The organism is Acinetobacter sp. ANC 4178 (assembly GCF_004331175.1).
GTDB lineage: Bacteria > Pseudomonadota > Gammaproteobacteria > Pseudomonadales > Moraxellaceae > Acinetobacter.
The window spans coordinates 784,503-807,033 of the sequence record NZ_SJOD01000001.1 but is presented as its reverse complement, the minus strand read 5'-3'; the positions used below and the strand labels follow the sequence as shown (position 1 = coordinate 807,033).

The 22,531-nt window shown below is 39.6% G+C and carries 17 protein-coding genes; 13 read left to right on the top strand and 4 right to left on the bottom strand.

The annotated features are described in order from the left end of the window. The first annotated feature begins 7 nt into the window (after positions 1–7). The 3 genes from E0H87_RS03780 (at position 8) to E0H87_RS03770 (ending at position 2,109) form a co-directional block, all read left to right on the top strand. Positions 8–610, top strand: a complete 603-nt coding sequence (locus E0H87_RS03780; protein ID WP_131322373.1) for a gamma carbonic anhydrase family protein — start codon at positions 8–10, stop codon at positions 608–610. 313 nt (positions 611–923) lie between these two features. Next, positions 924–1,535: a DUF805 domain-containing protein gene (locus tag E0H87_RS03775; RefSeq protein ID WP_131322372.1), complete on the top strand. Its 612-nt coding sequence runs from the start codon at positions 924–926 to the stop codon at positions 1,533–1,535. Between the two features lie 52 nt (positions 1,536–1,587). Further along, positions 1,588–2,109: a hypothetical protein gene (locus E0H87_RS03770; protein ID WP_131322371.1), complete on the top strand. Its 522-nt coding sequence runs from the start codon at positions 1,588–1,590 to the stop codon at positions 2,107–2,109. A gap of 837 nt (positions 2,110–2,946) precedes the next feature. Here the strand turns inward: E0H87_RS03770 and metG are convergent. Continuing rightward, positions 2,947–5,007: a methionine--tRNA ligase gene (gene metG, locus E0H87_RS03765; RefSeq protein ID WP_131322370.1), complete on the bottom strand. Its 2,061-nt coding sequence runs from the start codon at positions 5,005–5,007 to the stop codon at positions 2,947–2,949. A gap of 189 nt (positions 5,008–5,196) precedes the next feature. Between metG and E0H87_RS03760 the strand changes: the two genes are divergently transcribed. The 4 genes from E0H87_RS03760 (at position 5,197) to apbC (ending at position 9,351) form a co-directional block, all read left to right on the top strand. Continuing rightward, the gene (locus E0H87_RS03760) at positions 5,197–5,829 is read left to right on the top strand and encodes a hypothetical protein (protein ID WP_227547298.1); all 633 of its coding nucleotides are present in this window, start codon (positions 5,197–5,199) and stop codon (positions 5,827–5,829) included. A 138-nt stretch (positions 5,830–5,967) separates the two neighbouring features. After that, positions 5,968–6,768 carry a hypothetical protein gene (locus tag E0H87_RS03755; protein ID WP_131322369.1) on the top strand — a complete coding sequence of 267 codons (801 nt, stop codon included), beginning with the start codon at positions 5,968–5,970 and terminating at the stop codon, positions 6,766–6,768. A gap of 142 nt (positions 6,769–6,910) precedes the next feature. Beyond that, positions 6,911–7,384, top strand: coding sequence for a hypothetical protein (locus E0H87_RS03750; protein WP_131322368.1), 474 nt, complete (start codon positions 6,911–6,913; stop codon positions 7,382–7,384). A gap of 713 nt (positions 7,385–8,097) precedes the next feature. Beyond that, complete coding sequence (gene apbC, locus E0H87_RS03745; RefSeq protein ID WP_131322367.1) at positions 8,098–9,351, top strand: iron-sulfur cluster carrier protein ApbC; 1,254 nt, start codon at positions 8,098–8,100, stop codon at positions 9,349–9,351. A 70-nt stretch (positions 9,352–9,421) separates the two neighbouring features. Here the strand turns inward: apbC and E0H87_RS03740 are convergent, their stop codons facing one another. Next, complete coding sequence (locus E0H87_RS03740; protein WP_131322366.1) at positions 9,422–9,961, bottom strand: DUF2062 domain-containing protein; 540 nt, start codon at positions 9,959–9,961, stop codon at positions 9,422–9,424. Between the two features lie 369 nt (positions 9,962–10,330). On the opposite strand from E0H87_RS03740, the gene E0H87_RS03735 reads away from it, so the two are divergent. From E0H87_RS03735 to E0H87_RS03710, 6 genes are all read left to right on the top strand, one after another. Further along, complete coding sequence (locus E0H87_RS03735; protein ID WP_131322365.1) at positions 10,331–10,924, top strand: LysE family translocator; 594 nt, start codon at positions 10,331–10,333, stop codon at positions 10,922–10,924. Between the two features lie 127 nt (positions 10,925–11,051). After that, positions 11,052–11,621, top strand: coding sequence for a dCTP deaminase (gene dcd / locus E0H87_RS03730; RefSeq protein ID WP_099338403.1), 570 nt, complete (start codon positions 11,052–11,054; stop codon positions 11,619–11,621). A 279-nt stretch (positions 11,622–11,900) separates the two neighbouring features. After that, positions 11,901–13,298 (top strand): hypothetical protein, encoded by a 1,398-nt coding sequence (locus E0H87_RS03725; protein ID WP_131322364.1) that lies wholly within the window; start codon positions 11,901–11,903, stop codon positions 13,296–13,298. Positions 13,299–13,308: 10 nt separating this feature from the next. Beyond that, positions 13,309–13,926 (top strand): hypothetical protein, encoded by a 618-nt coding sequence (locus E0H87_RS03720; RefSeq protein ID WP_131322363.1) that lies wholly within the window; start codon positions 13,309–13,311, stop codon positions 13,924–13,926. Between the two features lie 23 nt (positions 13,927–13,949). After that, entirely contained in the window at positions 13,950–16,187 is a 2,238-nt protein-coding gene (locus tag E0H87_RS03715) for a DUF6160 family protein (protein WP_131322362.1), read from the top strand. A 26-nt stretch (positions 16,188–16,213) separates the two neighbouring features. Further along, positions 16,214–17,551, top strand: a complete 1,338-nt coding sequence (locus tag E0H87_RS03710) for a hypothetical protein (RefSeq protein WP_131322361.1) — start codon at positions 16,214–16,216, stop codon at positions 17,549–17,551. Between the two features lie 59 nt (positions 17,552–17,610). Here E0H87_RS03710 and E0H87_RS03705 read toward each other — a convergent pair whose 3' ends face one another. Both E0H87_RS03705 and E0H87_RS03700 read right to left on the bottom strand, forming a co-directional pair. Continuing rightward, positions 17,611–19,326 (bottom strand): proline--tRNA ligase, encoded by a 1,716-nt coding sequence (locus tag E0H87_RS03705; protein ID WP_131322360.1) that lies wholly within the window; start codon positions 19,324–19,326, stop codon positions 17,611–17,613. 89 nt (positions 19,327–19,415) lie between these two features. After that, on the bottom strand, positions 19,416–22,520 hold the full coding sequence (locus E0H87_RS03700; RefSeq protein WP_131322359.1) for an efflux RND transporter permease subunit: 3,105 nt from the start codon (positions 22,518–22,520) through the stop codon (positions 19,416–19,418). Between the last annotated feature and the right edge of the window lie 11 nt (positions 22,521–22,531).

Sequence of the window (22,531 nt, the reverse complement as noted above, 5' to 3'; positions counted from 1 at the left end):
AGAAACTATGCCGTGTTATGCCATCGATGGTGTCATTCCCGTGGTGAGCCCCAAAGCTTATGTGCATCCTACAGCAGTTTTAATTGGGGATGTGATTGTTGAAGAAGGGGCTTATATTGGTCCTTTTGCTGCCTTGCGCGCAGACTTTGGCGGCATTCATATTCATAAAAATGCCAATGTGCAGGATTCCTGTATTATTCATGGTTTTCCAAACAATGTGACTGTGGTGGAAGAGTTTGGTCATATTGGACATGGCGCAATTTTGCATGGTTGCCATATTGCTAAAAATGTCTTAATTGGCATGAACAGCGTAATTTTGGATGAAGCTATTATTGGTGAAAATACCATTGTCGGTGCCAATAGCACGGTGAAAGCCAAAGCTGAAATTCCAGCAAATTCCTTGGTGGTCGGCAGTCCTGCACGTGTGATTCGTTGCTTGGAAGAAAAAGAAATTGCGTGGAAGTTCAAAGGCACACAGCAATATATTGATCTGACCACACGTTGTTTAAATACAATGCAGGAGGTTGAGCCCTTAATGGAAAACACGACAGAACGCTTAACCCATAAGCATTTTAATACTGACCATGTGATTAAGAGCAAAGCAGTTTAACGTTGAGACTTTGGAATATATGGCTTCACGTGGAGCCATTTCTTTGTGTATCTGTATCTATCTTTAAACTTAATATCTTCAATATTCTTCAACACTTCACATTTTAGCTAGCGAAAATCTTCCCATTTTGTGTTGGGTATAAGATAACTTTTCGCATCGATTTTATTGGTAAAAACTTGAATGGACACAGCCTTTTAAAAATGCCAGTAAGGCATTTTAGAGCCTGTTACATGAATGTGTTTTATAAAATAAAATGTTCCAGTATGATGAATCTTCCAACAATAAAATATTGAATATCAATTGGAACTTTATAATGAAAGGTACATTAGTAGATTTTAATTTCCAGATTAATGAAGGCGTGATTCAAGGAGACGATGGAAAGCGCTACAGCTTTTTTGGTTCGGAATGGAAAGATCATACTTCACCCGCACCTGGTCAAAATGTCGATTTTGCTGTGAATGAGTTAAATCAGGCTGTCAGTATTTATGTGCAGGCATTTGCGCGTCAGCCTGTTTTTAAAAAAACAAATAATCAACACACAGAACAATTGCAAGCCGAAGAAAACTTTGGTTTTTTCGATTGGAGCATGAAATGTTTAAAGAATTACGTCAATTTCTCAGGGCGCGCACGCCGTAAAGAATATTGGTACTTCTATTTATTCCAAATTTTAATTGGACTCATCCTTGGTTTAAGTCTGGGTATTATGGGGGTGAGTGAAGGTGGTATCGATGCTATTTCTAGCTTACTTTCATTGTTCTTCTTTTTACCAACCCTCGCGGTCGGGGCACGTCGCTTGCATGATGTGAATCGTTCGGGGTGGTGGATGCTTTTGGCACTTACCATTATTGGGCTTATTCCATTGCTGATTTGGACTGTAATGGAAACCAAGCCAGAATCGAACCAATGGGGAGAGCCAGCGAAGTGATGAGAAAATCTATTTTATATAACTACATCAATTATGTTTAAGATAGAATTAAATGAATAAAGAAATGATACCTATTTTTGCTGTTCTGATTACAGCAATTTCGACTTTATTGGCAGTTTTTATTACTAATTATTTTAATATGAAATCTTTAGAAAGAAATCTGAAATTTCAATTACAATTAAAAAATAATGAGCTGAGATTGAATAAATTAGAAAATGTGTATGAATTATTTGAAAAATGGAACACATATTTTTCTATTCATTATTTAAACTATTTGTACTTTCATAATAAAAAAATTACGCAATCTGATTTGTTCGAATTAATACTAGATCCGAAGGTATCTCATTCAGGTGATTTTCAAAAACTCATTACTTTATTGAATATATACTTTCCAGAACTAAAGGATGAATACGAAATAGTTAACAAAGCAAGAAGTGATGTGGTTAAATATATGAACGTTGATAAAGAAATTAATGTTGAAGATTTTGTCAAAGTTCAGGAAAGCTTTGAGAAAGTAGCTATGAACTTTAAAAAACAGATTTCTGAGTTAGCAAAAAATATGAAAAATGGATAATATTAAATTATATATGAGAAGATGTTTTATGATATTACGACTTTAATTTTGTTAAATAGATTAATTAATCAAAAAACTATCTATTAGTGAAAAAACTAGTTCATATGATTTAAAAAAAGCCCCTACAATGTAGAGGCTTTTTATTTAAGAATTAAATTTAAAGATACTTTATCACCTGATAAAGATCACAATTTGAGTGAAATAATTAGAAAATCATCTATTTTATTAAAAACACCAAAGTTTATTCTAAAGTTTAACTTATTGTTTTCGAATAATAATCTGTTGAAAGTAGGGTTTAAAATGGTTAATGAGTTGAGAAAAAATATATTCTTCTAGTAACCTAATGCAACACACTAAAAAGTAAATATATATAGATTGAGTAAAGAAAAGTAAATAGTCATTTAAATTATTTTTAAGTGAATAAAAACCAAGAAAACATAAAAAACCAGTAATACAGAGTAAACCATTTTTTAATGAAAAAAAATTAAAAAATATTATTACTAATAATGATGTTTCTTTTTCTAATGGTTTTTTAATTAATGTATAAATAAATAATATGAACGTAATGCAGATGAAATAACTTGACTTTAATCCAAAAAATATAGCTATCTTTGATAGTAATTCATTGCTGTAAAAAAAATATGCATATATCCACCCGAGGAAAATACCTAAAAATAAGGGTGGTAAATCCAAAATACTTGTTCTAATCATTTAAGGCAGCTTATATTAATTACTAATATTTTATTTACCATAAACAATAGAAAAGTAAAGTAATATTTTGTTGCAATAAAAAAGCCCCTACATTCGTAGAGGCTCTTTTTATTTAAGAATCAAATCTTAAGAAACTTTATCACCCGGTTTAGCGCCAGATTCAGGTGAAATCACCCAGACACCTTCGCCATTACCCGCTGCAAGTACCATACCGTTAGAAATACCAAAACGCATTTTACGTGGTGCAAGGTTAGCTACCATCACCACCAATTTACCTTTAAGGTCTTCTGGTTGGTAGAACTCACGAATACCACTAAACACGTTACGTGGTTCAGCTTCACCCACGTTTAAAGTTAATTGAAGCAATTTATCCGAACCTTCAACCGTTGCAGCTTCTAAAACTTCAGCAACACGAAGGTCAACTTTCATAAAGTCTTCAATACCAATAATTTCAGCTTCGCCGACTTTAGGTTCAGCTTTCGCAGGTGCAGCTTTCTTCTCTTTTTTCTTTTCAACTTTTACAGGTTCAGCCGCAGCCGCTAAAGAGTCTTTAGATGCATCGACCATTGCCGCAACGGCTTTCGGGTCTACACGTTGCATTAAAGGTTGGAACAATGCAATTTCATGATCGACCAATGCTGTTTGAGCAGAAGCAAAGTCAAAACGATCTAGTTTTAAGAAATCTTGAACTTGAGCCGCTAAGGTTGGAAGTACAGGTGCCAAGTACACAGCCAATTGACGGAACAGGTTAATCCCGACCGAACATACATCATGTACTTGCTGTTCTTCGCCCTCAACTTTTGCTAAAGCCCAAGGTTTTTTCTCATCAATATATTGGTTGGCTTTATCTGCAAGCGCCATAATTTCACGAATCGCAGCAGAGAACTCACGTGCTTCATAGGCTTTCGCAATTGAATCGCCTGCATCAATAAAGCTTTGTACCAATTCAGGCTCTGCACAAGTTGCACTTAACTTATTATCAAATTTAGTATTGATAAATTTTGCACAGCGACTGGCAATGTTGACCACTTTACCAACCAAATCTGAGTTTACTTTCTGAACGAAATCATCCAAGTTCAGATCAGAGTCTTCAACTTTATCAGACAGTTTAGACGCGAAGTAGTAACGTAAGTATTCAGGGTTTAAGTGCTCTAAATACGTTTCAGCCTTGATGAATGTACCGCGAGACTTCGACATCTTTTGACCATTCACCGTCAAGAAACCGTTGACGAATAAACCTGATGGCGTACGGTAGTTTGCACCTTCAAGCATTGCAGGCCAGAACAGGGCATGGAAGTAAACGATGTCTTTACCAATGAAGTGATAGACTTCTTTGTCAGAGTCTTTCTTCCAAAAGTCATCAAAACTTAAATCAGGACGTTTAGCTTTGATATAGTTTTCAAAACTAGACATATAACCAATCGGCGCATCCACCCAAACATAGAAATATTTGTTTGGTGCATCTGGAATTTCAAAACCGAAATACGGTGCATCACGTGAAATATCCCAATCAGATAAACCCGCTTCAAACCATTCATCCAGTTTGTTGGCAATTGAAACTGGTAGGCGACCTTGGTCACGCGTCCATTTTTGTAAATATTCTGAGAAATTCGGCAGTTTAAAGAAGTAATGATCTGACGATTTCTCAACAGGCGTTGCACCACTTAAAGTCGATTTCGGGTTTAAAAGTTCAGTCGCATTGTAGGTTGTACCGCAGACTTCACACGCATCGCCGTATTGATCTTCCGACTTACATTTCGGGCACGTGCCTTTAATGAAACGATCCGATAAGAACATGCCTTTTTCAGGGTCAAAAAGCTGGTTGACAGGACGGATGGCAATATTGCCTGCTTCACGGTTTTTCACATAAATTTCAGATGCGCGAACACGGTTTTCATCACTATGGGTTGAATCATAATGGTCGAAATGCACACCGAAACCATCAAAATCACGGATGTGTTCTTTTTGTACGTTGGCAATTTGATCTTCAGGTGAAATACCATTGGCTTCGGCACGTAGCATGATGGCTGTACCGTGAGCATCATCCGCACATACATAAGTCACATCGTGTCCCATTGCACGCATGGCACGAACCCAAATATCTGCTTGGATATAACCGAGTAAGTGTCCCATATGGATGGGGCCATTGGCGTATGGTAGGGCGTTAGTGACTAAAATATTACGCACGGATATGACTCTCTCATTCGTATTTTATATAAGGTCAACGATTTTACCTTAGATAGCCGCGACTTGCACAAGTGAATCGGTGAAAAGTTTTCAAATGAGACTAAAGCCAGTATGACTTGATTGGTTAGATTGAGTATCTATCGTCAATTTCAGTATGATGTTGAAAAAGAAAAATCAATAGGAAATACATTGTCGAATAAGAGCATAAAAAAGTTTACTGATCTTTCGAATAAAATTTTAGACGGGGTGTTAAAACTGGTTGGTTACACCTTTATATTGTTGTTGGCTGTGATCATCGTCCTCTATCTTGCATTTTCGATTTGGTTTGGAAATATAAGAGATAAGCAAAATGCAGAAAGAGTGCTACAAAGTCAGAACTATGACCGTCAGACTTTCCCTCATTTGGCTGAACATGTGTTCTTTTATAAGCGGATGCATGTGGGTGATCATGGTGCTTGGGTTGTGGTTTATCCTTTGGATGCACAGACCAAAAAGCAGTTTTTACTTCAGTTACAACAGCAAGAAATTCAACCACAAAGCACTCAGATTGAATGTATTAAACCGACCATTAAAAAGCGTTGGAAAAGTTGGCATTCCAATATTCACTATGTACAGCCAGAGGAATGGTTAAAAAGTCATAATGATTATAAAGCCCATGATTCTTTTATTGTTTATGGTTCTGAGCAACTGATTAAAATTGTAGAACAAGCTTGTATGGAGCAGCAATTTAAAAAGCTAGCCGACAAAGATGTGCGGCCTCATGATTATTGGGCAATTTCTGAAAAGGAAAATTTGCTATTCAGTGTATACGTCATCGACTAAATGAATTTAAATCTCTTTTACGTGGATTACCAAAGCTCAAATGTTTGAATCTAACACTAATGCGTATTTTCGCTATATTCATGCGCGAATAACAGTGATAATACGTGCATTCAGCCCGCTTTTAAGAGTATGTAGTCCATGATCGATGATGATTTTGATTTCGACCAACCCGTCACACGCATTAAGCAAAATGCAGATAATCAAAAACAATTGGGCAGCCATATCCTAAAAACTGCTGAGCAATATCTTGCTTCAATGGGGAGTCGACCACATGCACAATTGCTCGAGTCGCTCCGTCAGCTCGAGTCTGAAGATCCGTATTTTGCAGTAATGGCCGATCAGCTTGAGTACGAAAGTGATGAGCCGATGGCCAATGACGTGCTCAATCTGTTGTATTTTTGGCAAATGGCCAATCAAAAAGAAGCGGCCATGGCTGAGTTTCAATTGCCTACTTTAATCCAAACTGACTATTTTCAAGCGGCTTTACTTGAAGCGTATGATGCGATGGATTTGGGCGCGTTTCAAGCTCAGCGCCGCAGCGTGATTGAAGAAACCTTAAAACTATATCAACAGCAGTGTTATGCAGGTTGTATTACGGTTCTTTATGGTCAAATTGAAGGGATTTTGACGGATGCGCTGATTGAGCATGGTTATTTACAGCAAAATCAAACCAAGTTTGTCGATGTGTATAAAATCGTGCCTGGTTTGAAAGGTCATGAAGTCAAAAGCTTATGGCATAAAGTCAAAATTGCCAGTGAAATCAATCCGTATTTTCTGAGTCTTGAAGCCTTAAAAATGGATGCGAGTTCAAGTGTCACTGCCAGCCGTCATAATATGGTACATGGAGCAGACGTGACTCATTTTACTCAGGCACGCAGTTTCATTTTGTTTATTTGGTTGTTTGCTGTCATCAGCTTTATTAGTACTTTAAAGCGTTAGTCTCTTCCTTCTAGAGGTACAGGATGGCATTTAAATTGCTGCATCCTGTACAGCTATTGTTTCAATATGCTGTTTTGCATTTTAATCTGCCTTGATCGCGGTATAACTATAAGTAGATGCCATAACAGAAAAAGGTGTAACAATGACTGTTGAAAATAAAATTGATGAATTAAAAGACAAAGCAGCAGAACTGGGCGATGATTTAAAACAAGTCGTAAAAGATGCCCAAACTGAAGGTGAAAAAGCGCTTGATGATTTAAAGAGTGCTGCGGTCGAAGTCAAACAAGATGCAGAGCAAAAACTGGATGATGTGAAGCAGAAACTGGACGAGCAACAGGCTGCGGACGAAGATGCTGGTTTTGATAGCACCATTGAAGATGCCAAAGCCAAATGGGCAGACGTGCAGCATCAGGCTCAAGAAAAGTATGAACATTTAAAAGCTGAAGCCAATCATTTATTTGACGAAGCAAAGGTCAAGTCGGCAGAGCTGAAACAAGAAGCATCGGTCAAATTTGATGAACTTAAAGTTCAGGCAACTGAAAAATTTGATGAACTGAAAAAAGCTGCTACGGACACGCTCAACAAATTTAAAAAAGATGATCACGATCAGAACTAATTGAACTCATCTTGGTCAGGTTGAATCTGTACGCATTCGACATGGACGTTGGATGGTTGAAGTTGTGAATGACATTAAGGATTCAAGCTGACCCATTCGATTTGACGAACTCGGTCATTCACCACAGTAATGGTATAGCGTTTGCCTTCTATTTCATAAATATAGTGCATTGCGATGTATTTTTTTGATTTTCAATAACGGTTGAACTGCTCATGGCGTTGGGAGATTGTCCCATATACGTTGCGAGTTCTTGATAACTATCGCCAATATGTAACACCACCCCCTGACGATGTAGCTAAACTGGACACTTGTTGCGTGGCAGTCTAAATACGTGGGGATATGCTGAAACATATTAAACTGAACACTAAAATATGCCGTATTTTCATAGCAGTCTCCTGTTTAAATTTCTGGTTTGTAGGTTGCCCAAGTGTTTTGAGTAAAGTGCTCTAAAGGTAAAATGAGTTGAAATGTGTATTCTAAAATTTAATGTGTTTTGATTAATAAAACATCATGTAAATTGTTAACTGGTTATCATTAATAAGCCGCTAAAATTTTCGTGAGATCGTGCGGAAAACACAGTCGAATAATATCTGACTTAAATACTTGGTTTTTTCTGGTTTTATTGCCAATGTGCCGCGGTGAAATGCTTAACCTAACGGAAAATAACCGTTAAACTATGTCATTCAGCTGTAATCCAGATTTGGAGTAAATGTATGTCGTGGCTTTCTTCACTTAAATCCGTTTTTTCACCCGCTCAGGAGGTGAAAGAAGAAGAAATCCAGCAGGTTTTACAACAATATCTTCTGCCGAATTCAAATCACGCCTTAAAAGACCGTATTTCACAAATTAATGTGCAAGGTCGTGTATTACAAATCACTATTAATACCTACCCTGAAGAAGCCGATCATTTACAGCAAATTCATGATGATCTGGCTGAATCTCTAGAAAAATGTGGGATTCAGGAACTTAATATGCATGTGATTCAACAAAAAACAGCCCATGCCGAAAAATCTGCTGGCTGTGGGCATAATCACGCGCAAGGCGAAAGCTGTGCAAGCTCATCTAAAACAGAAAAAACCAATTTACCGCCAGTCATGGATGCAACAGCGACAACGCCCCCTGAAGCAGATCCAAATAATCCACCTATTGCCAAAGCAGCCCCACAACAACGTGATGTGCCTAAGCATCCACGTATTCAAAATGTGATTTTAGTGTCGTCAGGCAAAGGTGGTGTTGGTAAATCTACGACAACGGTCAATTTGGCTTTGGCATTGCAGCAGTTGGGATTAAAAGTTGGTGTTTTAGATGCGGACATTTATGGTCCAAGTATTCCAACTATGTTGGGCAATGCTGGTAAAACCCCGATGATTGAAGCTGAAAACTTCGTACCGCTCGATGCATATGGACTTGCAGTGTTGTCTATTGGGCATTTAACCGGTGACAATAATACCCCTGTAGCATGGCGTGGCCCTAAAGCGACTGGTGCATTAATGCAATTGTTTAACCAGACTTTATGGCCAGATTTGGATGTACTGGTCATTGATATGCCACCAGGAACGGGGGATATTCAATTAACCTTGGCGCAGCGTATTCCAGTCACGGGTGCGGTGATTGTGACTACGCCACAAAATGTGGCACTCATGGATGCGACCAAAGGTATTGAATTGTTTAACCGCGTGCAAATTCCAGTCATGGGTGTGATTGAAAATATGTCGACTCATATTTGCTCGAATTGTGGTTTCGAGGAGCAAATTTTCGGTACAGGTGGAGGTGATAAATTGTCACAGCAATATCACATTCCACTCTTGGGACGTTTACCGCTTGATGCATCCATCCGCGAAAATGCAGATGCAGGTCAGCCTTCTGTCCTTGTAGGTGATGCAGCGGCAGAAAGCTACTTGGCGATTGCGGAAAAAATCGCAGCACAATTAATCCAGTCGGATAAAGATAAAAATCGGATTTTTTAAGGTTGATAAAAAAGGGATGTTGATCGTAACATCCCTTTTTACATGATGGTTTTGGTTGGGTATTTCTTTTTTAGGAATGGAGTCTTTTATTCCATTTACGAAGCACCGACCATCGCCAAATAATACGTGTGCAAATATAAAGAATAAATGCAGTTAACAATGCTTCTAACACTAAGCCTGTCACTAAAATTTTGGCCAGATGTAGATCAATATGACCATGCCCAAAGTTTTTAACCCAGTTTAAAATTTGGTGTAATACCCCTAAAATCATATCTTTATCAATCATATTGACGTGGAAAATTTTACTGCCTAACCAGAAGCCTAAATACAAAATAGGCACGACGGTGAGCGGGTTAGATAACCATGCAAGGGTTAAGCTCAGCGGTAGATTGACTTCAATAAGTAATACAGTCAGTACAATAAATACACTGTGAAATGGCACAGGTAGAATGCCCCAAAAAGTGCCAATAAATACCGCATGGGAAATTGATTTTCGATTGACGTACCAAAGCACAGGATTTAAGGTGCGCTGACCAAAAATCCGCATAAACTTCAGTTGATTGACTTTTTCAGGAGAGGGAAGCCACGATTGGAAAAATTTCTTTGCCATACGAAATCAGCTTTTCAGGACAAGGTATTGTGCATGATTTAAGTGAAAAACGATAGTTGATTCACCTTTTTGCTGTAAGGAGCTATGCTGTAGAGTTACATACAAAGCTGAAAATAAACTTAAAAAAATAGCTGAATCATGGTTTTAAATTGTAGAGCACGACATGAAAATTAAATGAATTATGACAAAAAAATCATATATCTTTACCGCGTGACTCATAGGTTTTATGAAGCTTGTTATTGTTAAGATGATGATTTTTATTGGGTATGTGAAAGTCCGAAAACTTTTACAATTTTCCTTTACAATATTTTTTTTGCTATATTGAAACAATTCAACTACGCTTCATCCACTCAAATGTGAGGTAAGGGTATGGTTTCTTTGTTCTTTATAGGATTGGTGGTTTCTTTATTATTAACCCCAGGTCCTACCAATACTCTACTTGCTTCATCTGGTATTCAGGTGGGTATTCGAAAATCATTTCGTCTTATTCCTGCAGAAGCATTTGGTTATCTAATTTCTATTACCGTGTGGGGTATCATTATTGGTACCGTATCGCGTCATTATCCTGTCATTCCCACTGTACTTAAACTTTTTAGTGCCAGCTACATTTTATTTCTAGCCATTAGGCTTTGGAAAACGGCTGATGTAGAAGAAAGTTTTAATCAACCAACCATTCGTGCGCGTGAGTTATTTTGTGCAACTTTGTTGAATCCTAAAGCGCTTTTATTTGCTTCTGCTATTTTTCCAGCAGTGGTTTGGAGCAGTGTAGATGCTTACATGGCACATATGTTGGTCTTTCTGATTTTGATTGTTCCAATTGCTTTTTTCTGGACTTTTATTGGTTCGATCTTGGCAACCAATCGCGTGCGCTGGTTAACGAAATCTAATTTGCAAAAAACAGCATCGGTTGTGTTAGTCAGTTTTTCTATTCCGCTGAGTTATTCGGCATTATTAAACCTTTAATTTTCCAAGCACGCTATTGAATTCGTATTTTCAAAGTGTGCAGCATCACATGTGCCCGTATTTTCATTGGGGCTGAATTAAGTTAAAGTACAGCGCAAGAATTGCTTGAAGTTTTGGAAATAGAATAATGGCTATTAAGTCTGATCGTTGGATTCGCGAAATGAGCGAAAAACACGGCATGATTGAACCGTATGCGGAAAATCAGGTGCGTTTGGATGAGAATGGTGAAAAGCTCATTTCTTATGGCGTGTCGAGTTATGGCTATGATGTTCGTTGTGCACGTGAATTTAAAGTGTTCACCAATGTTCACTCTGCAATTGTCGATCCAAAACATTTCGATGAAAAAAGTTTTATTGATATCGAGTCTGATGTTTGCATCATTCCACCGAACTCATTTGCTTTAGCACGTACTGTGGAATATTTCCGTATTCCCCGTAATGTGTTAACCGTGTGTCTTGGTAAGTCGACTTATGCACGCTGCGGTATTATTGTGAACGTGACGCCGTTAGAACCAGAATGGGAAGGTCACGTCACACTTGAATTTTCTAACACCACCAATTTGCCAGCGCGTATTTATGCAGGTGAAGGTGTTGCGCAAATGCTGTTTTTTGAAAGTGATGAAGTGTGTGAGACTTCTTACAAAGATCGTGGCGGGAAGTACCAAGGGCAAACGGGTGTTACTTTACCGAAAGCCTAATTCGCAGTAAGTTGTTGTATCGCTAAAAACCTATTTGTTCAGTCAAATAGGTTTTTTTTATGATTAAAAAATGGGCCACACTGAATCTTCATTCATCGGAAAATGTCGGCATTTTCCGAGTTTTTTTTGCAATCGTGTAATTATTCAGCATAATGAGGATTAAAAATGTCTTGGTGAAATGTGCCTAATAGGGAAGCATTTGACAGTAAAACAAAGCATAACCAAGTCTAGGATGAACAAAATAATGGTGCGGAGCATCAAATAACAAGGAAGGTCGCGATGACGGATCGGCATACGACAATTTTGCGTAAAACATTGCTGGCGAGCATGATTGGGCTCTGTTGTTCTTATAGTTTTGCTTTAGAAGCACTTTCAGATCAAGCATTAAGTAATTCTACTGGCGAAGGCATTGCTATTCTGCCTGAAAATTTCAAAATGGTATTTCAAACTGCCGAAGATGGTTTAACCGCGGCACAGAATCAAACGCGTTTAGCCAATCGTAACTATGACACAGGGTTTGTGCGTTTTATTCCCGTAGGGCCACTTTCAGATACGGCTAAAACCGCGGGTGCAAAAAAAGCAGATGTCTTTCTTTATGGTTTAGCTTTGTCTGCATCGGACAGTAATTTAAATTCTCGTTTTAGTAATCTGGGCTTTAATTGGGGACAAGAAACCAATCCTTGGGTATTTAGTGTGAAGTCTATTAGTACTACCGCAAATCGGGTGGTATATGACTTTGCAGGGATTGCACAGGATTTTAGTTATTTATCTTTAGAAGCACCCTATGTCCTTGATGGTGCCGCCAATACCGCAGCGGATAATAATATTAAACTGGGCTTGTGGGGAGATTTCTTTGCACGTAATCCTTTGGTGGCTGCACCTGTCGATGCTAAAAATGGTGCACCAGCAAATTTAAATGGTTTAGACAGTCGTTTAAGACTGCAAATGGTAGCGAATGGTCTGTCTTTGAATGGTTCGAATTTAAAGTTATTTCAGACTTTGGGGGGAGCAGCAAGTTCATCGCTGCCAACGTCTTATAACAATACTTTAGGTTTAGCAGCACTCATTCGATTAAATACCAATGATAATCCAACCGCTGCAACTGAAGATAAATCTAAGGCATTACGTATTAGTACGGCCGAAACTTTAGCCACAGATATAACTAACGATTTAACCACTCCTGCAATTTCTAAAACCTCAGCACCCAATTTTAATGCAAACGATGGCGTGTTTTTATATAGCCCAAATATTAACTTGGTATTAGGCAGTGTCTATCAACCCTTGATTGTTGATACCGCAGCAGATGGGCAAAACTTTGTGATTGAATTGACCCGTATTCCAAATAAAGCCAATGTTTATCAACAAATTTATACCGATTATACGGCATTGGCAGCTGGTACAACTTCGGCGTATAAGGGTTCAACTTGTAATGTCCAATACTGTGGTGACCCAATCACGATGGGACAAACCTATCAGGGAAATACCGCCACACACGGCAGTATTTCAATTGGTACGGTAGGCTTTACCAATAACAATAAATTTTTAAAAGCAGATACTAGTACCAATGCGATAGGGGTGAGTTTTGTTACTCCAACAGGAACCAAGACCAATTTAGGGTCCGCAGCGATCGATGGAATGTTAATTCAACATCTGAAAATTACGACAACAGGGCTATAAGGAGAAATAGATGAAACATTATATTCTTGCTGCCCTAATGTTGAGTTCTCAGTATGCTTCGGCAGCCTTAGATGCATTAGATGCGAACCAATTATCGAATATACGTGGACAAGGCGGGGCAGATTTAAGTTGGTCATTTTCTTTAAACCATAACTTGCCGACCAATACTACTGAAGTCCCTTATGAGTATTCCTGTAATGGTGCAGGTAATGAATTTTGCCGTTTAGCTTTTAACGTGAGTAATCGTAAAGATGCCAGTGGAAACTTATATTGGCTGGTTTTCAAAAAAATACAGGGCACAATTGCGATCGATAAATTTCAATTGGATGGCACAACAGTAACCACCAGTGCAGGCTATAAAACAGCAATGAAAGTGACTTTTCTAGACGGATATCCGATCCAGATTCGTAATTTTGGTTTTGAGGCGCTGGCGATTGAAAAAGATACAGGTACGAGTGATGCGCAAAAAGGTTATTTAAAGCAAACCACTTATAGTTCATCGCATGAGTCTGTGTTTGATCGTGGTTTAGAGACTGGCTTTACTGGCTTAAATATGCATGGAAATTTAGCCCTATCGGGAACAATGAAGTTTTTTAGCTGTAATTCTACTGCAACGTCACGTTGTTAATTCAATCACATAAGGAACTGTGAATGAGTACAAACAAAATTATAAAACTCAGTGTGTTGGCTTCAAGTGTTTTATTGGCGCAGCAGATTTATGCTTTAGAAGCACTTTCAGATCAAAGCTTGCGTACTGTTTCAGGGCAGGATGGAATTAGCTTAAGTTATGAAACAGACCGAGTAACCATTGACCAATTAAATTGGAAAGACAATACCAATTTCTCAAATGGTACTTCAGGGAATCTGAATCTTTCCTTGAATAATATTGAAGTGAGTAAAATTGATAATAATAAAATTGGCGGAAAAGTTAAGCTTGATGTGGGCACCAATGCCAATAAAACCGGAATGCGGATAGAGGCAGTGGTTAATCCTGCCAATATTCATATTGCCAAAGTGGCTGTGTGTGGCGATGGTACGCGTGGTGCAGATTGCGCGAACCAAAACACCTTGGGTGCTTTAACTCTGCAAAATCGGGCACCGATGAATTTTGTCTTAGAAACGCGGAGTGGTTTATTTAACTCAAAAGATAAAGCCTATTTGGAATTTGGTCTGCAAAATGCCAATATTTTCCACACGCTAAAAAATGGTAATCAATATAACCAATTTATTCTAAAAGATTTTAACTTTAATTTTAAAGGGACTGGTTATTTATATTTAGATGCCAATAAAGGCATGGTGTTATCGACAAACTCTCCAAATGCTTCAGATAGCACAGTGAATGAAGTTGTCCTTGAACGTGTTCAAGATTTGGATAATCCGGGTAAGACGCGACCAGGGTTTAATATTGATGTGCGGTATAAAACCAATGTCGGCAATGATGGAAAATCGTATACCGCCAATGAGAATACAGACCAACTCAATTCCATTATTCGTTTAGGTGCATCTGGACGACTCCGAGATGCAGAAATCTCGGTCAATGCTGACCGCACGAATTTGGGTGGTGCAGAAGGAGCTTCAACGTCAAGCACTCAAATGACGGGTTCAACGGGGTTACATCTGAATGTGAAAACCAGTTTTACCCGTGATGAGAAAAATGCATCTGGAGTCGTGACTGCGGAAGGAACAAAATTTGAGCTTGGGCATACGGGTAAGAATTCTTATGCCATAGAGTTTGGTAATTTAACCCCATTACAAATTCGGACTCAAAGTGGTGCTAGTTTGGTAGCCAATAATAATTTGGCCTATATTAATTTTGGTGACATTTATATTAATGCGGTGCAAACCAAATCATTAGAGTTTGAAATTGGGCAAAATATTGCCAAACTATTGGGTAAGCAAGCAGGCATTGGTCGTTATAATTTAAGTAATAATGCACAGAATGCTGTCGCAATTGCAGTACGGGGCATGGATTTCCAAGCCATTGCACGCAATGCCAAATTTATTGCCAATAACAGTAATGATGCAAGCCATCAAATTACGACCCAAAGTGCAACATGGGGGCTGGGCATTCCCATTTATAATTTGAATGCCAATTTAGGTTTATACGGCATGACTTATGGTGCAAATAATGCTGAAGCCATTGGTTTCGGTTTAACCATGTCCACACAGGGACGTGATGCAGCAGGCACTAAAACTACTTCGATTATTTTGATTGATGGTGCTCCGAATAGTTTCAATACTGCGGAAGAGGTGAACTACTATACGGGGCTACGCAATATTGATTTCTTTATGGATGCGCAAGGCGTACTGGCAATGGAACAATCAGGCATTAAATTAGACATGCCGCGTTTAGTCATTGCAATGGGTGCCGAGATTGCATTAGGGCAGCTACCAGGGAGTCGCTATGAAGCTGCTGCCTGTGCCAATGCCGCAACCACAAGCTTAAATTGTTTTGTTCCAGTCAATAGTTTTACCAATACGGATGATGTGTTATTCGGATTGGCATTGCGTTTGGATTCTTCCGCACAATTGAATATCTTACCGGGCACTGCAGCAGATAACCATTTAGCCATTCAAGGCAATATTAAGCTAAATGCTTCAGATGCCACCACCAATAAAAACTATCTACATTTGACCAATGTTCAAGACAATGCAACGATTGGTTTTGACCGAATTCAAGGTGAACTTGATTTGAATGCCAAAATTTTAGTAGAGAAGGATCAGGTTAAATTTAATAATAACATTCGTTTAAATCCAACTAATCAGGCTGCTGGGGTTTTAAAAGCCGATGTAAATTTATACCCGACAGCAGATCGAGCGCAGAATTTAGGCACAATGGTGTTCACTGGCGGGAATATTCGTAGCAGTTTTGGCATTACCCCAAGATAAAAAGAATGAAAGGAATTTAAGTGGTCATGAAGACGAAATTATTATTAAGCATTTTACTGGCTACCGCTGTTACACCTGTCATGGCAAAAAGCTTGCAAAGCCTATCTGATCAGGAGTTATCGGATGTATCGGGTCAAGCTTTATTAACCTTGCAGTATTTACAGGGCACGACACAAACCGACCAAAAAGGGGACACTTATAATCAATCCAATATCGGGTTTTATAAGTTGGGTTTAGAAGCGGTTATGGAGTTGAATGCCAATATTAATAAACTGGCATTGGGTTGTGGTGGGGTCAACAATAGCGTGCGCGCCAGTAGTTGTGACATTGATATTGATAATATTTCTTTAAGTGGACTACCTGCAAATTCCAACTATACGTCTGATGAGCGTGCAGCAACCTCGGCTAAAATTACCAATCCATTTTTACAATTTGCGATTAAAAATCCAAGTTCAGCAGCGACGCGTGAAGTGGTGGGATTTCGAGTCAGTGCTGAGAAAATTTCAGGACTGATGACTTTGGGTACAGAAAACACTGCAACACCGAATGGGATTAACTCGTTTAGTGGTTATATGAAAACTAAAACTGCATCAGGTACAGCCGTAACTCAGGCACGTAATATGACGTATGCAGATACAGGGTTAACGATTAATGGTATTGTGCAAGGCCGATTATTGGGAAGTAGTTCTGGAACAACCTGTGTCGATGGTTTTTTAGATCCTTGTTATGATATTTCTTATACCTCGAATAATTATAATTTAAGCCTTTCTTCAACTTCTGCCCCTTTTACCATTAATTCAACCATTGTGTCGGGAACGAGACTCAAAGATGTGGTGTTAAAAGGCAGTGGGACTGTAGGGCAGATTGACTTTAGTGGACAATTAAAGGCGACAGTGGCTGGTTTTTTGAATTTGGATAAGCAGGTAACAGGCAATATTACAGGTTTGAAAACCGACATTACGGTCAATCAGAATTTGGGTTTAATTCATGCGTTATACTTAAATAACCCTGCATCCTTATCATTGCAATCACAAAAGATCTTATGGCCGGGTGCCGCTGTTGCAGCCAATCAAGGTTGGTGGTTGTCGATGGAAGATGAAGTGGAATTGGGAAGTTTAAGTCCAACCACGCAAGTCGCGATTACCAATGAAGTATTAAAGCAAACCATTGCTGGGATTAATAAAGACTTAACCGAGCATCCACGAAATTGTGGAAACCTCTTAACAGGATGTGTGGGAGGGTCTGCTTTAGTCGTGGGTAATGTACCTATGAATAGCACGACTTTGGATTTCCCACTGACCAACTTAACCTTGCAAGGGCAGAATTTCCGATCCAACTGTTTTGGTGGGATGAAGTTTTGTTAATTCAGTTTTAATAAAAAAAATCCCGCAAGTTGCGGGATTTTTTATGCTAAGTAAAAAAATTACTTGGCAATTTTTGCTAATAATTCATCTTTAGAAATGTTCACAGATTCAGCATCGGTACGGCCTTTATATTCAAACGTACCTGCATCCAGACCTTTCTCACCAATCACGATACGGTGTGGAATACCCGTTAACTCAAGATCGGAAAATTTCACGCCAGGACGTTCGTTACGATCATCGAGTAATACATCATAACCCGCAGCAGTTAACTCCGCATATAAAGCTTCAGCAGCCTCTAAAGTACGTGGAGATTTGTGCGCATTCATCGGTACAATTGCAACTTCAAACGGGGCAATTGCAGATGGCCAAATGATGCCTTTCTCATCGAAATTCTGCTCGATTGCTGAAGCGACGACACGTGTAACCCCAATGCCATAACAACCCATCGTCACAGTAAATGGTTTGCCATCTTCCCCCAATACTTTACAGCCTAAAGCTTCTGAGTATTTTTGACCCAATTGGAAAATATGACCCACTTCAATTCCGCGTTTAATTTGCAGCGTACCTTTACCATCTGGAGATGGATCGCCTTCAACTACATTACGTAAGTCGTAAACTTCGGTGAATTGAGCATCGCGTTCCCAGTTTACACCTGTTGCATGTTTGTCTGCTTCATTGGCACCCGCCACAAAGTCTGACAGTACCGATGCAGCACGATCTACAATGACTGTTAAACCTTTTTCAACTAAACCTTGTGGTCCACAGAAACCAGCAGTTAAACCAAGCGCTGCAAGCTGTTCTTCTGTTGCAAACGTTAATGGTGATGCAATCAATGGGTGCTTCTCAGCTTTAATTTCATTCAACTCATGATCGCCACGTAAGAAGAGTGCGATAACAGGTGTTTGCCCATTTTCATCAGCTACACCTTGTACCAACAATGCTTTAACAGAGTGTGCAGGATCAGAATTCAAGAATGCAGAGACATCAGCAATGGTTTTTTGATTTGGTGTATCGACAACTTCCAAAGCTTGGGTTGGAGCAGCACGCTCACCGACCAATACTGCTTCAGCCATTTCAATGTTGGCTGCATAGTCTGATTCGGTCGAGAAAGCGATATCATCTTCACCACTTGAAGCCAAAACATGGAATTCATGTGAACCTGAACCACCAATTGAACCTGTATCCGCTTGTACTGGACGGAAATCTAAACCTAAACGGGTGAAAATGTTGCAATAGGTTTGATACATCAAATCATAAGTTTCTTGTAAAGATGCTTGATCTGCATGGAAAGAATAAGCATCTTTCATAATGAATTCGCGTGAACGCATTACACCAAAGCGTGGGCGAATTTCGTCACGGAATTTGGTTTGAATTTGGTAGAAATTAATTGGTAATTGCTTATAACTTTTTAATTCATTACGCGCTAAATCAGTAATCACTTCTTCGTGGGTCGGACCCAAAACGAATGGATTATCATGACGATCTTTGAAGCGTAACAATTCAGGACCGTACTGTACATAACGACCCGACTCTTCCCAAAGGCTGGCAGGTTGCGCCACAGGCATGAATACTTCAAGCGAACCTGAACGGTTCATTTCTTCACGCACAATCGCTTCAACTTTATTTAGCACACGTACGCCCATCGGCAGCCAAGTGTATAAACCTGAAGCCAATTTACGAATCATGCCCGCACGGAGCATAAGTTGATGTGAAATAACTTCAGCATCGTTTGGGGTTTCTCTTAACGTTGCAAATAAAAAGCGACTCGCGCGCATGAATACTGTCCTAATATTAATCGTGAAGGATAATCCAATCTAAAATGAAACAGCCACTCGATGCTGACTGTCCATTGAACTGCCATGGATTATGCCATGATTTTCTGTTTGAGACGAAGTAGAAAATTCTTAAAGTCATCTAAGTAAGTAAAGATCACAGGAACCACCACCAAGGTGAGTAGGGTAGAGGTAATGACCCCGCCAATCACGGCATGTGCCATAGGGGCACTTTGTTCTCCACCTTCACCAAGTCCGAGTGCCAGCGGAATCATACCCATGACCATCGCGCTGGTGGTCATTAAAATTGGTCGCAAACGGGTTTTACCTGCTTGTAAAATCGCATCATAACGGCTGCTGCCAGATTCCATGGCCTTTTTAATAAAGTCGATCAGTAAGATGGCATTTTTGGTGACCAGTCCCATCAGCATAATGATGCCAATAATCGAGAAAAGGTTCATGGTCGAATTGAATAAGAATAGGGCTAAAAATACCCCAATCAGCGATAGTGGGAGTGAGGCCATAATGGCAGCAGGGTGAATAAAGCTATTAAACTGCGAACCTAAAACAATATAAATAAACACAATCGACAAGGTAATTGCCGTGAGTGCATATCCTGCCGATTCAGCCATATCCGCATTTGCCCCTTGGGTATCAAAGCTATAACCCGCAGGCAGTTTAAAATTATCCTGAATTTTTTGTATATCGGCCCCAATATCACCTGCAGGGCGTCCAGCCGTATTGGCTTCAACCAAGACTTCTCGTGCCAAATCACGACGATTAATTTGAGAAGCACCTAAACTTTGTTCTAGGCTGGCAATACTGCTCAGTGGCACCAAAATATTTTGCCCAGACTGATCTTGTTTTGCAGAGCTAATGTATAAATTGGCTAAATCACTCGGTAGGCTACGCTGGCTTTCGGCTAGTCGAACATTGACATCGTAAGTTTCACCTTTGTCATCTTGCCACGAGGTGACATCATCACCCGCAATTAAGGGGCGTACAACATTGGCAATTTGACTGACCGATAGGCCTAAATCATTGGCCAAAACCCGATTAATATGGACTGCCAAGTTGGCTTTAGGTTCTTTGAGTGAACTTTCTAAGTCGACAACGCCTCTAACCTGAGCAACCTCTTGCATGAATTGGTCTGAGATCTTTTGAAGTTGATTTAAGTCAGGTCCTTTAATCGAAATCATGATCGGTTTTTGCCCACCAGAAACATTTTCATCGGCGGAGGCAACCGAAGTGACACTAATTCCTGCAATACTTTTAAGACGATCACGAAATTCATTGTTGAGTTGAATCAGTGTCTTATCGCGTTGTTGGCGTGTAGTTACCGTCACACGCAGGCTGACATGGTTTTTCCCGCGATCTGTAACGCCGTTAATCACGCCATAAGTGCCCAAGACCTCAGGATTTTGTCTTAGAATTTGCTCCACTTGTAACAGTTTGGCTTGTGAATATTCCAAAGATGCATTGACTGGCGTTTCAAATTTAATTCGAATCTGTGCTTTATCTGGCGTAGGTACAAATTCGGTACCAATCATTTTAGATAAAGCCAATGCACCAAAAAGAGAGGCTATCGCAATCATGAGCGTTATCAAGCGAAAGCGTAATGCTAACTTTAGTAAGTATTCATACACATGGGTAATACGGTCTAGCAGATGTGCAATGGCATCGAAGAAACGGCTTAATAGGTTTGGCTTTTTAGATTTTTTGCCTGAATCTGTCCAATGCGCAGAAAGCATCGGGTCAAGGGTGAAACTGACAAACATGGAAATTAGTACTGCGGTACTGACCGTTACCCCAAATTGGTAAAAGAAACGACCGATAATACCGCCCATAAAGGCAACAGGTAAAAATACCGCCACAATGGTTAAGGTGGTGGCTAAGACTGCTAAGCCAATTTCTTTGGTTCCATCTAACGCGGCACTCACATGGTCTTTACCCATATCGGCATGGCGGACAATATTTTCCCTAACCACAATCGCATCATCAATCAGTAAGCCAATGCTGAGCGACAAGGCTAAGAGCGTCATCATATTAATACTAAAGCCAAAAGCCCAAATCATGGCTAAAGTGCCCAATAAAGAGATGGGCAGGGTCATACCTGTAATAATGGTGGAGCGGAAGGAACCAAGGAAAAGTAATACAATCAAAACCGCGAGTATTGCGCCTTCAAGGATAGTTCGCGTGACATCTTGAATGCTACCACGAATGCCTTGGGAGCTGTCGACCACGACTTTGACACTGACGCCTTTGGGAAGTTGTTTTTCAATTTTGGCTAAAGCTTTACGAGTGCCATCCACCACTTGAATAATATTTGAATCGGAGTTACGCAATACATCTACCGCGACAGCAGGGTTACCATTTAAAAACGCGCTAGAGTCAAGTTCTGCCTGACTGTCTTCAACCGTCGCAACTTGTTTTAAAAAAATCGGACTGCCATTTTTGGTGGCAACGATTAAATCCCCAAAAGCGTAGGGATGAATCACTTTGGATTTAATTTCGACCACAAGTTCGGAATTGGCTTGTTTGAGGGTGCCGCCTGGAACTTCAATATTTTCACTTTTTAGAGTGTTGATGACTTGGTCGATGCCAATGCCGTAGCTTTGTAATTTATAAGGATCGATCACAATTCGGATTTGACGCTGGCTATCGCCTAATAAGTTAACCGCACCCACGCCAGATACCGTTTGTAATTCTGGCACAATCCGCTGGTCGATATAGGTACTGAGCTCACGTAAGGATTGGGTATTGGACTCAAATACAATTGACATAATTGCACTGGCAGTCGGGTCATAGCGTTCGACCACAGGGTCTTGGATTTCATCTCGAAATTCGGCAGTAACAGGCGCAATTTTGTCACGAATATCTTGAGCAGCGACAGCAGAGGGAACATCTAAGTTAAACTCAACAATGATGGTGGAAAGCCCTTCACTGGACTGTGAAATGACCTGCTTGAGCCCTGAAATGGTATTGATCCGATCTTCCATTTTTTTGGTAATTTCAGATTCAATCGTTTCAGGCGAAGCACCCGGATAAGTGGTATGCACAACAACAAATGGAAAGTCGACATCAGGAAATTCCTCCACGCTCATGCGTTGCCAAGAAGCTAAGCCGAGCACCATCAACGACAACATCATCATGATGGTAAAGACAGGATATTTTACGCTGATACGGGTTAACCACATTTTAAGACCCT